The 12,512-nt window shown below is 60.1% G+C and carries 10 protein-coding genes and 1 tRNA gene; 2 read left to right on the top strand and 9 right to left on the bottom strand.

Translation table 11 applies throughout. The features are described from left to right. Nucleotides 1-81: 81 nt before the first annotated feature. The 5 genes from ACR0KX_RS16180 to ACR0KX_RS16160 form a co-directional block, all read right to left on the bottom strand. Complete coding sequence (locus tag ACR0KX_RS16180; protein ID WP_170624178.1) at nt 82-840, bottom strand: aspartate/glutamate racemase family protein; 759 nt, start codon at nt 838-840, stop codon at nt 82-84. A 226-nt stretch (nt 841-1,066) separates the two neighbouring features. Then, a complete protein-coding gene (locus ACR0KX_RS16175; RefSeq protein ID WP_480708598.1) occupies nt 1,067-2,647 on the bottom strand; it encodes a phage tail sheath family protein in 1,581 nt (526 codons plus the stop codon). 66 nt (nt 2,648-2,713) lie between these two features. Continuing rightward, on the bottom strand, nt 2,714-3,184 hold the full coding sequence (locus tag ACR0KX_RS16170) for a hypothetical protein (protein ID WP_170624174.1): 471 nt from the start codon (nt 3,182-3,184) through the stop codon (nt 2,714-2,716). Then, complete coding sequence (locus ACR0KX_RS16165) at nt 3,181-4,590, bottom strand: hypothetical protein (protein WP_170624172.1); 1,410 nt, start codon at nt 4,588-4,590, stop codon at nt 3,181-3,183. The genes ACR0KX_RS16170 and ACR0KX_RS16165 overlap by 4 nt, the downstream gene beginning before the upstream one ends. Before the next feature lie 193 nt (nt 4,591-4,783). After that, nucleotides 4,784-4,873: transfer RNA gene (locus tag ACR0KX_RS16160), tRNA-Ser, on the bottom strand. 344 nt (nt 4,874-5,217) lie between these two features. Here ACR0KX_RS16160 and ACR0KX_RS16155 point away from each other — a divergent pair. Then, nucleotides 5,218-6,120 (top strand): FecR family protein, encoded by a 903-nt coding sequence (locus ACR0KX_RS16155; RefSeq protein WP_480627070.1) that lies wholly within the window; start codon nt 5,218-5,220, stop codon nt 6,118-6,120. Between the two features lie 40 nt (nt 6,121-6,160). Further along, the gene (locus tag ACR0KX_RS16150; protein WP_480708597.1) at nt 6,161-8,383 is read left to right on the top strand and encodes a CHASE2 domain-containing protein; all 2,223 of its coding nucleotides are present in this window, start codon (nt 6,161-6,163) and stop codon (nt 8,381-8,383) included. A gap of 74 nt (nt 8,384-8,457) precedes the next feature. Here ACR0KX_RS16150 and ACR0KX_RS16145 read toward each other — a convergent pair whose 3' ends face one another. The 4 genes from ACR0KX_RS16145 to ACR0KX_RS16130 all read right to left on the bottom strand — a co-directional run bounded on the left by ACR0KX_RS16145 (nt 8,458) and on the right by ACR0KX_RS16130 (nt 12,502). Beyond that, nucleotides 8,458-9,234 carry a hypothetical protein gene (locus ACR0KX_RS16145; protein ID WP_480708596.1) on the bottom strand — a complete coding sequence of 259 codons (777 nt, stop codon included), beginning with the start codon at nt 9,232-9,234 and terminating at the stop codon, nt 8,458-8,460. A 120-nt stretch (nt 9,235-9,354) separates the two neighbouring features. Further along, nucleotides 9,355-10,248, bottom strand: coding sequence for an RDD family protein (locus ACR0KX_RS16140; protein ID WP_170624168.1), 894 nt, complete (start codon nt 10,246-10,248; stop codon nt 9,355-9,357). Next, the gene (locus ACR0KX_RS16135; RefSeq protein WP_170624166.1) at nt 10,245-11,240 is read right to left on the bottom strand and encodes a stage II sporulation protein M; all 996 of its coding nucleotides are present in this window, start codon (nt 11,238-11,240) and stop codon (nt 10,245-10,247) included. The genes ACR0KX_RS16140 and ACR0KX_RS16135 overlap by 4 nt, the downstream gene beginning before the upstream one ends. Next, on the bottom strand, nt 11,240-12,502 hold the full coding sequence (locus tag ACR0KX_RS16130) for a DUF58 domain-containing protein (protein ID WP_480708595.1): 1,263 nt from the start codon (nt 12,500-12,502) through the stop codon (nt 11,240-11,242). Before ACR0KX_RS16130 ends, ACR0KX_RS16135 begins: the two co-directional genes overlap by 1 nt. Nucleotides 12,503-12,512 lie beyond the last annotated feature (10 nt).

Below are 12,512 nucleotides of genomic sequence, written 5' to 3'. Positions count from 1 at the left end.
CGGTCGGGCGCTCGCGCCCGATCCTTTCAACACAGACCCCCCGGCTTTGTTCCAGGCCGGGGGGTCTTTTGTGACTATAGATCAGGACTGACCTGCCAGCCCGAGCAGCGGATCGTCCAGATCGACCGGAAAGCGATCCGGCACCAGCGCCTGATGGAACCAACGAACGAAGCTGTAGATTGAAAACACGGGCAGGCCGGTCAGTTTGCGCACATCCGCTGCGTAAGGCGTCATGTTGGTGCATTCCAGAATGATCGCGCCGATATCCTGATGCTCGGTCACCAATTGCCGCGCGGCGTCGCGCATGTCTTCGCGGCAGGCGGCAAAATCGATCTCGGGCGCGTCGCCCAGAATGTCGCGGGTAAAGACCCGACCGCCCTCGGTTCCGACAATCGGCGTATCCAGCGGGACATTCGCGGCCTGCAGATGCGCGGGTGTCAGCGTTTCCTTCGAGATTGTCAAAATCCCCGGACGTTTGCCGGGCGGCAACATGGCCTGCACCATCGGGGTTTGCATCAGCGATGAGGTGGCAACCGGAACCGGCACCGCCTCGGCCAGTTGATCCTGTACGATGGACAGGAAACCGCAATTGGTGGTGATGCCGTCGCAGCCGGTGGCAACCAGCTCTTTCGCGGCATCAATGAACAGCCCGACCAGTTCGCGGGCGTCATTGCGGACAACCTTGTCCGGCGTTGCGCTGCGGACGACGCGGTATTGCACCGGAAAAGGCCATGTGGTCGCGTTGCCGATATCGCCTGGAATGCGCGGAAACTGAGTTTCCAGCATCAGGATGCCCAGATTGGCCCCGAACACCGTTTTACCGCCATGCAATTTGTGCATATTCGCCTCGTCATATGTCGAACACAGTTGAACACCGTTCTGTATACAGCCTGCCGTTAAGTCAACCATGAATGGTTTGCTTGCCATGTGTCGAGACAAGCGTCGCCGAGAACCCCGCGTTTGAACGTCATGTTGACGCATATCCCCGCTTTGCTGGTTTCTTCGAACACCACTTGAAACTTGAATTCCGGCTTTGGGTCTTGCTGCCGACTGGCCAGCGCAACGCTTAATCAAGCGCGTCACTGGTTTTCAGCGATATACGGATGATCACGAACTCGGCCGGGCGCAGTGCAGCGACCCCGATCAGCATCACCAACCGGCCGTTTGCAATATCCGCCTCGGTCATCGTGTCCCGTCCGACGGACACGAAATACGCCTCGGATTCCTTTGCGCCCGCCAAGGCCCCCGCGCGCCATTGGGTGCTTAGGAAATTTCCCACCGCCTGCGCGACACTGGACCAGAGCTTTTCGTCATTCGGCTCGAACACAACACATTGGAGCGAGCGGGAAATGGATGCTTCAAGAAAGATAAAGAACCGGCGGACAGGCACGTATTTCCATTCCGGGTCCGACGACAGTGTTCGTGCGCCCCAGACGCAAATCCCGCGCCCGGGAAACTGACGAATGCAATTGACGCCGGCCTGGTTCAGAACGTCCTGTTGGTTTGCGTTCAGATGGAACTCGACATCCACGGCCCCGTTGATCGCCACACCCGCCGGTGCTTTCCAGACGCCGCGCGCCGAGTCCACGCGCGCGTAAACGCCACAGACGGCCCCGCCCGGAGGGACAAGAACCTTGTCGCCCGTCTTAGGATGTGCCGCAACAATCCAGGGGTAGTAGATCGCTGCATAGTCAGACGCGCGCCGATTGCGCGGAGACAGCGCGTCGGACCGCAAATCTTTCACGCCGCGCGGCGTATCGAGCACTGCAAACCGAAAACGATTGCGTTCGCAATGTGCGATGACTTCATCCTGTATCGTAATCTCGGGCAGCGTGTCGTTTCCGATACCCGGCGCATGGACAATCGCGACAGACTGATATGCATCACGCTCCAGCGCCGCGAGGCCGCGATAGTTGGTCGGGTCTGTGATCACCGCCCCTGCCGCGTCGGTCCTGCCTGCGAACTGGGCGGCGGTAGGTCTTTTACCCTCCTGCCCCCCTTTCAAAGCGTCGCTGAACACCAGACCGGCAGGTGTTTCAGCCTGATCGGACAGATCGAGCGTGATCAGCGCAGATGGGTTTTCCGAGAGTTTCTTGCGCCAGAAATCATCGCTGTTCGTATCCAGCGACAGGTCATCGAAGTCTTCGACCAGAACGGGCCGGGGTTTGCGTTTGGAGTCGTCGAAAGGATCGAATAGGTCGCCGGAAAACCCGTGTCCGAAATATGCGACCTGCAGCCGAAATCCGATGGGCACTGGCCCGTCTGCACCGCGCTTCTGTGCGCTCGACGGCAGGATGCGGACCCAGATGGCGTTGCCGAATTGACCGGGGCCGCTTGCGCTCAGACGGTATCCGGCCGCGTCGATATGGGCCGTTTCCGCGCCATCTCCGACGACCCGGCAGACCACGCAACGCTGCCCGCCATTGTCGAAAAACGCTTTGACGCTGAATGGTACAAAGCGGTCTTCGGCGAACACATCGCCAAACACACGCAGGTACTCCCGGTACGACGTGATCAGGGGCGGCCTCAGCGGTCCGCGTTCGGCTTCACCGATCATGGCCGTGGTACTGGTTTCAACACCTTCGACGGGCCTTGGGCCCCGGCTGACTTCTTCAACGAAAACACCGGGGGCAAGATATTCTGGCATGACAGAGATCCAATCGGTTCGCGGGGTTCTGACGGCGGCGTTGTCCGGCGCCGCCGGTCCGGGACATCAGCGGGACGAAAACTTCCAGTTGCCTTGCAGGGACTTGCGGGCAACGCCGCTGTGTTCAAGCGCGGTCAGGGCTTCGTCCAGATCCGCTTGTGAGCATCCCAGAATGGTTTGCAGTGTTTTGGCAGACAGCCCCTCGCGCCGGTTTGTTGTGGCCTCAAACAGCAATGCAAGCGTGCGTTCCCGAAGCGTCAGGTCGGCCTTTACCGGTTTCTCGCCGCGCAAGGATTTTGCCCATTTTGCGGCCTTGTTGGCCAGCCCGATCATGTCAGCTATGCTTTTGGCGGCACCGCTGATGGTCCCGACGGCGACACAAAACGCAAGGATCGCAGCCAGATCCGGCGTGAGTCCGCCCAGAAAGTTTTCTTCTTCATTGGGGCGGTCAGGATCAAGCAAGGCCCTGACATCGTCCAGATCTCCGCCCTGATCCGCTTGGGCAATTGCGGATACAAGTGTTGGATCGTAACTCATACGCGGTCCTCCGAAATGAATTTCAGGTCAAGCGCGCCAAACTGCTGCGCGAGGTCCAGAAAGACCGGCTGCCCGTTCAGGTGGCTGGCCATGTGAAAGGCGGTCCATTTCCCTTCGATTTCCTGCAGGTTTTTCGTCAATCGCTGGGCGCCGCCGACCTGCTTGAATTCATCATAGAGGCACCCGGACAAAACGGTTCGCAACAGACCGTCCCGAAAGTTTTCAAACGCCTCGGGTGTGACCAGCAGATAGGTGCGCAGGTTTCTCAGAGACTGGTGCATCCCGGCAGACCAAAGGTTTTGATAGGCGCGCACGGACCGCCCCAAAGCCGGGCTGCGATAGTCGGGAACAACCCGCGCCATGATGTGGTTGATGAAGAACAGCATGATATCGCAACGGGTCAGCCCATCCGGATGGCTGGCCGTTTCGGGGTTGGTCCCCGGTCCAAGCCCCATCGCCTCGGATTGTACTTGCTGCATCGACCAAAGGCCAAAGAAGGTCAGGTTCCAGCCCAGGAGTGCATCGCAGATAGCCTCGATGGCGATCCGAGGCTGACCGTTATAGACCTCAAGCAGACATGCGAAATGCCCGAAAACGCTGAAGCAATCGGCGGTGATTTCCGGGTTCCAGCGCGCCAGTTCCGGGGGCAGGATCAAACGCGCGTGCGCGTCCACCGGCTGCGTTCTTTCAGTGGGTGGTGGCCCAGTTGCTGCTGACGCCGCGCCAGTTCTTTGGCCTTGATCCGCGCCGGGAATGTCGACGGATTGATAAACCACCTGCGCAAAACCCTTTGGCAGTTGGTCGAACAGCACATGGCCGACCTCGTGCAGAAGGATCAGATTGGCGACGCTGCCCACCAGGTCCTCGAAAACGCGCTGGTCCATCGCCCGGGCCTCATGAGCAAGCTGCATCAGGACCGGGTCAAACACACGGTTCTTCGATAGAACGACTGACAGGATCAGCCATGTCGCCAGTTGCCGGAGCTGCGGGTTACCCCCGGAAACACCAAGCAGGAATTGGGTCAGAGTCAGGGTCATAGCCGTGCGAAAATCAATCTTCACCGCATGGCAGCCATTGCGTTCAAGCACGGAAAACCCGTTGCGCGCCTCGCCTACAAAAACGAAAACTTCAGGCAGTTCGATGCTTTGGCCATAGAGTTTTTGCATAACCTCGGGCAGGCGCTCCCGCAGGCGTTGCAACGCCAAAGCCGAGCCGTTCTGATACGCAATCAGGTAGTCGCATTCACACGCATGAACGGTCGTCCGGCCGGTTGGGAATGGCGACATATGGCTGTTCTCGGCCCGGTTCTGACCGAGATTGGCTGTGATCCACGCAAGGTAATGCGCATGTGCCTCTGGGATCGGGCCGATATCATCCAGAATGACGTCAACGTTCGGAAGTCGCATAACGTTCTCCCTTCTCGCGACCCTTTCGCGCTACGAAGCGTTGAGGGTTAAGTCGATTGGTCGAAGCTTGGTGCCATGCTTCCCTAAATGACGATCGAACGCGACCCCTGTCAACGTTTCGGGTGTTTTTGGGGTATTGGGTAAGGTCGACTACCGGCGGTTCAGCCAAACCAAGACAATGGGCTTGATTTAGTGGCGGAGACGAAGGGATTCGAACCCTCGAGACGGTTTCCCGCCTACTCCCTTAGCAGGGGAGCGCCTTCGACCACTCGGCCACGTCTCCGCCGACGGGTATATCCGTGCATGTCACCGAGATACAAGGTCGATTCTTAGCCTCATGTCATTTTTCTGAACTCACATCTCCAATCCGAAACGCTCGATCCCAAGGCGCTGCGTCTGACATGTTGGTTGGGCGTTTGGTTGGCACGGAAGTCCTTGCACCAAGGCCCGCACAACACTGTCTGTGAGGGGCATTTTTCGAAATACTTGCAAAGAATGCGATGTTTACGGCATATTTGTCTGTATTTAACAAATAAATGATAGCGCAAAGACTTTACGCAGGGGGCAAAAAAACCGGGCAGCGGGCGTTGAACGCTCGGACATTACCTTTGGGGGAAGGAAAGACTGTTGGCCTGGTTAAAAGTGTTTTGTGTTGCGGTTTGCCTGCTGATCATTCCGTCTCAGGTGCTGGCGAATATCGGAACGGTCGTGGCGGTCAAACCGGGGGCCGAGATCACGCGTGACGGAAACCGGCAGCCGTTGAAGATGGGGATGGAGGTCGCCTCGGGCGATGCGATCTCGACGGATCGCAGCGGTGTGGTGCAGCTGATTTTCGTGGACGAGACGAAGATCGCCATCGGACCCAATGCCAGCATGGTGCTGGACGTCAAGATGCTGCGGGGGAATCGCAAGGCCAAAAGCTTTGCAGTGCAGGCGCTGGGCGGCAGTTTCAGGTTCATATCCGGCAAAAGCAGGAAACGGGCGTATTCCGTCCGCACGCCGACGGCGACCATGGCCGTGCGGGGTACGATTTTCGACATATGGATCGCGCCGGGCAATCAAAGCTCGATGCTGGTGTTGCAGGGCACGGTTCAGATGTGTGGCCTGAATGGCGGGTGCCGTTCTACCGGTCGGCAATGCAGCCTGTATGCCACCAGCCAGCGTGGCCGTGTCGGGCGTCCGATCGATCAGGAGCAATACGACAAAGCGATCCAAAGCGGCTTCCCGTTCATACAGGCGCAGGAACGGCTGCTTGTCCCGCTGCGGGTCAATATCGAAGGCTGCGCGCGCGAGGCTGCTCCGGTACGGCCCGAGAAACCTGATGGGCCGGAGAGGCGCGAAGCGCGGGCGCGCGAACCCGAGCCATCGCGGCCCTCGCGGCCCGAACCGGATCCAACGCCCGATCCCCCTTCGACAGGCGATCCCGGAACGCCCGGGCCAGAGGGCGGCGGCGGTGAATCTTCGCCCGCCGCGCCTTCCGGGGCTGGTCAGGGCAACCCAACCGGTCAGCCAGAACGCGAATCCGAATAGGGCCGGACCTTGACCCTTTCGCTTGTCCAGCGAGGTTGATGTGACCAAAAAACCGCAGGAAAAGAACGGTCGGTGGCGCGTTTTTCGGATCGTGGGGCTGGGGCTGATCCTGTTTGGCTGTTTCATCCGGGTGCTGGATCCGTATCCCGTCCGGATGTCGCGTCTGGTGTATTTCGATATTCTGCAACGCCTGTCGCCGCGCGCGTTTAATCCTGATCTGCCCGTGCGCGTAGTGGATATCGACGAGGCCGCGCTTGAGACATGGGGTCAATGGCCCTGGCCACGCACTTTGCTGGCGCAGATGGTCGAACATCTGGGGGAATATGGCGCTGCCGCGATCGCCTTCGACATGCTGTTTGCCGAGCCGGACCGGTATTCCCCCGCGCGCCTTTTGAACGATCCGGCATTGTCCGGCGTGCTGTCCGTGGATCGCGCGGCGGCGGATTTGGACAATGATGTTCTGTTCGGGGCCGAGATGGCCAATTGGCCGGTCGTGCTTGGGGTTGCCGCGCGGCTGTCCGGCGAAGACCAACCCGTTTTTGCCAAGGCCGGGATCATCGAAATCGGGGACCAACCGACCGAGGGGCTGGTGTCCGTGCCGCAATGGACCCCGCTGGCCCCGCCACTGGATCAGGATGCGACAGGTATCGGCGGCGTCAATGTTTCGCCCATGGGTGATACCGGCGTCGTGCGCCGGGTGCCGGTGCTTTGGGGCGGCCCCGACGGCGCGCTGCCTGCGCTGGGGATCGAGGCGCTGCGGGTTGCGATGGACGAACCGGTCATTCTGGCCGAAGGCGCGCAGGACGAGACAGGCATTATGCTGGGTGTCGAGATTGGCGCGTTTATCCTGCCCACCACCGAAAACGGCGAGGTCTGGGTCAGATACCGCCACGAGAACCCGGCGCTTTATCTTCCGGCCAACAGGATCATGCAATCCGGGGACGACCTGGAAATGCGCGCCCAGATCGAAGGTCGGATCATTCTGGTGGGCACCTCTGCGGCGGGTCTGTTCGACATGCACCTGACGGCGCTGGGTGAATCCGTTCCGGGCGTGTCGATCCACGCGCAACTGCTTGAGCAGATCCTGACCGATGAGATGATCAGCCGGTCGGACGTTAACGCCGCGCTGGAATTGCTGGCCTTTGCGTTGCTGGGCCTTGTCGTCATCGTTGTCATGACGCGCCGGGGCGCGGTGGCCTCATTCGTGGCCGGAGGGATCTCGGCGGCTGTTGTTCTGGGGATCAGCTGGTTGGCCTTTCGAAACCATCTGGTGCTGTTCGATGTCACCTTCCCGCTTCTTGGGGGTATGGCCAATTTCGGAGTTCTGGCCGGGTATCTGTTCGTTTCGACCGAACGCGAGAAGCGGGTGATCCGCCGCATCTTCTCGCGTTACGTATCACCGGAAATTCTGCACGAGCTTGAAGGCTCGGGCCATGCGCTTCAACTGGGGGGTGAGACACAGGACATCACCGTGATGTTTTCGGACATCCGCGGGTTTACGCCCCTGTCGGAATCCGTGTCGGCGACCGATCTTGTGGCCATATTGAACGAGCTGTTTTCGCAGGTCGGGGATCAGATTCTGGCCCAGCAGGGCACTATCGACAAGTTCATCGGCGACGCCGTGATGGCGTTCTGGAACGCGCCGCTTCCGGTTGCGGATCATCCGACACGGGCGGCGCAGGCTGCGTTGTTGATGCGGCAGGCGCTGGTGGCGTTCAATGCGTCCGAGGTCATGCGCGGGCGACCCCCGATTGCCTTGGCAACCGGATGCGCAACGGGACGGGCCTGTGTTGGCAACATCGGTTCGCGGCGGCGGTTCAACTATACCGTCATCGGGGATGTGGTGAATGTCGCCGCCCGGCTGGAACAAAGCTGCCGCCATGTCAATTATGACATCGTGATCTCGCGCGCGGTTGTTGATGACACACGAACCGAGCTGGCGGTGCTTGAGGCCGGGTTTGTGGAACTGAAAGGCAAGGCCGAACTGGAACCGGTTTACATTCTGGTCGGTGACAAACCGGTTCTTCAAAGCGCGGCGTTTCAGTCCTTGGCCGAGACGCACAAGTCCCTGATCGCGTCCATTCGGGACGGTGCATCGCACGATCTGGTCCGGGCGAGGTGTCAGGACTGTGCCAGCCTTGCAGCGGACATCGAGCCGGGACTAAGCGCATTCTATGACGCGCTTCCCGGTCGGGCGGCGGATTTCAGGTCGGATGTGCAGTCAAACCAGGTGTTGTTCAGCCACCGCGCCGCAGGGCAGTGACGGCTGTTTTTGCAAGATCGGTCGGGGATCAAGACACCCGGTGGCCTTGGCGACCACCGGGCCATTTTCGTCGACTACCGGAAGACATCCGCCAGATCGGATACGCTGACGCCCTCTTTGATCTCCTTCAGGCGGGCGAAGATCATCGCGATGGCAACACCGGTCCACCCGTACCCAATTGCTGATCTGATGCTTTCCGAGATGATTTCTGCCCCTTGCGAGTCGAAGGACAGCAACGCCAGGCCAAAGACGAAACCGATGGCGGCGGCAAACAGGAAGATGCACAGGACAATCAGGATCAATGCGCCGACAATGGGCCAGCGGTAGTTTTTGGTCAGTTCCGCGCTGCGCCCGATGGCGCCAAACCCGGCCCGATCAATGACGATGGCGGGAACCACGACCGAGAAAACCGCGTAAAGCCAAATGCCCGGTACCACCAGCATCACCCAGCCGATGATGGTCAGGATACCGGTGATAATCGACAGGATTGCAATCGCGGGCAGGTTGTTGAACGCCGAGGCGAAATACCGCCCGATCTGAGCCGGGCGGTTGAGCTTGGTGTCATAGGCAAACTGGATCACCATCGCCGAGGTAAAGGCAACGGCAACCATCGACACCAGAACCAGCCCGGCAAAAGCGGGCCAGAACGCGGCCCAGTCAATATCGGCGGCCGGCGTCGTTTCGAACGAGCTGTCAAACAGCCACAGGCTGAGGACCACATCGACCAGCGCGGGAATGAAGCCCAGCAGCAGAACTATATGTATCTTGCGGAAGAAAATCGAAAACGTGTCACTGATCACAGTGCCAACGCCAAAGGGGATGTGAATGTGCTGATTTGTTGTGTCGGCCATCGTCAATTCCTGAACAAAGATCTTTGGGTTCTGGGCCAATAAAGCCGCGCGCCACCGGTCATCCGCAAGAGGAAGTCGCGACTAAAGCTTCGCCCTTGGGCAAAACGGCAACAGGGGCGCCTAGGCGTCTTCGTTTTTCAAGGTGTGGTGCTTGTCTTTGCGTTTGTCACCAAACAACTGGCGCTGTTCCAGAAACGCGCGCTGGGCTTTGTAAAAGGCTTCAAGAAAGGCTTGATGATCCTGTTCCGGCACCGGATCGGCATAGTCGATCTTGCGGCGTACCTGCGCGAAAATCGCGGCCAGGGTTTCCTTTTGACGCCTGTAAGCCTCGGGCCCGCTTGCGCGATTGGCATTGCGCAAAACAGATTCCAGCGTCTGCAATTCAAAGGCTCCGTAATGTTCCAACTGATGCGAGAGGAACCTGTAGGACGATTGCGCATTGGTCCGGGGCCGCATGGCGTTGGACATGTCCTGCAACAGAATGGGTTTCGGCAGGTGGATGACATAGGTTCCGGCGATGATGTCCCCAAGACGCTGGCGGCGTTTGTTGAACAGGGGCACGGCCAGAACGCCCAGCACCCAGGCCAGCGACAAAAGCGATGGCACAACCGCCTCGGTCGTCAGGGTCAGAACCAGCGTACCGGGCAGAAAGATCTCGGCCTCTTTCATCAGGTTGCGCACGACCAGCGACTGGGTGGTCAGGGCCTGACCGTCCGCCGCGACCACTTTGATTTTCAGCAGCCTCTTGCCAAGCGTTTGGCCGTTCCAGATCAGCTCGGACGCGGCGTAGTAGGGGATGCGGGTGATAAAGAACAGCATCGCGCCAATGGCCATTGCAGTGCTGGGTGTCACCAGATCGAAAGCAGCGACAAGCAGGAACAGGGCAACGGCGGCAGCGACGGTGATCAGCAGATCGGTGAGCTGAGCTGCGGTTCGCACACCAACGCCCGCGACCCGGAAGAACAGGGGCACACCTTCGGGCGGCAACAGACGGTCCAGCGCGGGTTGGGTCATGACCGCTTCCTTCCGCCCATCACAAACCACGCAAGCCACAGCACGCCGACGCCCCAGCCGACTGCAATTCGGGTTGATCGATCCTGAACCAACTGCCGCCCGAACCCTTCCAGCAGCGCCGCAACCACCAGCATCAAGGCCGCAATCACGGCCAGTTTGACCGCATCATGGCCCGCCGCGCGTAATGCTGCGCGCCGCGTGTGATGGCCGGGAAACAGCACGGCGAGGCCCAGCTTCAACCCGCCTGCGGCTGCGATACAGATCGCCGACAGTTCGGTCACACCATGGATGGACAGCCACCCGAACATGTCCCAGCCCAGCCCCCGGTCGATATGCAGGGCGTAGAAGACGCCCAATATCAAACCGTTATAGAATACCAACATGACCGTCGGCGCACACAGAAACGCGCCCAGCCCGAAGACAAAGATGGCGATACGGGTGTTGTGCGAAAACAGATATGTCGCAAAGGCCCCAAGGCCCGAGGTGTCATCTTCGCCGTAAATGGCCGCCCGCAGATAGTCGGTGCTGGCATCCGGTCCGCGTCCCCCGGCCAGTTCAGAGGGCATGAAAACGTAAAACCATTCAGGGTTGTCGAAATAGAAGAAATACCCCGCAAGCGCCCCCGCCGCCATGCACAAGAACCCCAGCAGCGTCACCCGCCACGAGGCGCGCATGGCCTGTGGGCCACCGCTGGTCAGGAACCTGCGGATGGTCCCTCCCAACCGTTGCTGCGGGGCGTAGACGCTGAGGTATGCACGGCTGGTCAGGGCTTCGAGATATTCCAGCAAGGCGCGATCCAGCGAAATCTCACGTGCGATGGACAGGGATGTGGTGGCCTGACGGTACAGATCGGCCAGATCGCGGGCCTCTTGGAAACTCATGCGATGCAGGCCCTGATTTTCAGCCTTGTCCACCAGATCGGACAATCTGAGCCAGTCGCCTTCGCGTTCCCGCCGAAACCGGGCCGAGCGGATCAGGTCGCTGTCAGCCATCAGATCATCTCTCGCGCTTTGATTTCCAGATAGGTCGAGATCAAACGGGCCGACACCTCGCCGGGTTCCGCGTCAATCACCGTCACACCCAACTGGTGCAACCGTTCCAGCACAAGGCGGCGCTCGCGCAGCAATTGCCCGGTCGAGATCGTCTCGGCCACGCCATCCATATCCTCGGCGGCCTGATTGACCTGCGTTTCAAGGATCGGATCGCGCAGGGTAACAAAGACAATCAGATGCCGCTTGGCCAGAACGCTGACGTTTTCGACCATCAACTCGGCCGTGGTCGTATCTACGAAATCCGAAAACACGATGATCAGGCTGCGTTTCGGGGTGCGCCCGTTCAGCTCGGTCATCGCCAAGGTGTGGTTGGTCTCGACGCTTTCATAGCTAAGCTCGGCGGTGCGGCTGCGCAGCCGGTTGAACGCGGTGCGCCCCGGTTCCGGCGGCAGGAACATGCGCGGCTTGGCGTCATAGGCATACAGCCCGACCAGATCGCCCCCGATGGCTGCGGCCCAGGCGGTGGCCAGCGCGGCGGTAATGGCGTGGTCGATCTTGGGCAGGCCTGCGACCTGCTCTCGCATCTGATAGCCGTTATCCAGCGCGATGATCACATGGTGGTTGCGCTCGGCCCGCACCTCTTTGGCGACCAGCGAGCGATACCGGGCCGAGCGTTTCCAGTCGATCGAACTGGCATCCATCCCACGCACGAAGTCACGCAACTGATGGAACTCGGTTCCTTCACCGATGGCGCGGTTTTCTTTCACGCCGAACAGGCGCGATTGTACGGTGGTTGAAATCTCACCCGACATGACGCGGCGGATATTGGGAACGACCGCCACCGACAAGCCAAAGGCCAGTTTCGGGACAAGCTCGAACAGTTTCAGCCGGGATGGCCAGGATAGCCACAGGTTGGACAGCGCCCATGTGCCCCGCTGACTGGCGCGAAACGGGATCTGCGCGCTGCCGCCTGACAGATCAAAGACCGGCGGTCCGTCCAGCCCGGCTGGCCAGTCCAATTCTCCCTGCATTCCCGGCGCGGCGGGGGATACGGACAGATCGATATGACCCTCTTCGCCCACAAAAATATCCGACATCGGTTCGACCGAGACAGACCGGCGGCGGGGCCAGGACAGCAACAGGTCGAGGATCGCCAGACCGCACAGCACAAGCCACGGCAACCCGGCGATGTGACGCGTTGCGTCGCCCAGGACAATCGCCAGCAGCGTCAGGCACAACGCCGCGCAGGCTGCGATCAGCAATATGCGGGAT

It is taken from the genome of Ruegeria sp. BG5, assembly GCF_056538425.1.
Note: the sequence above shows the minus strand (reverse complement) of the source record. Positions and strands in the feature narration are given on the sequence as shown.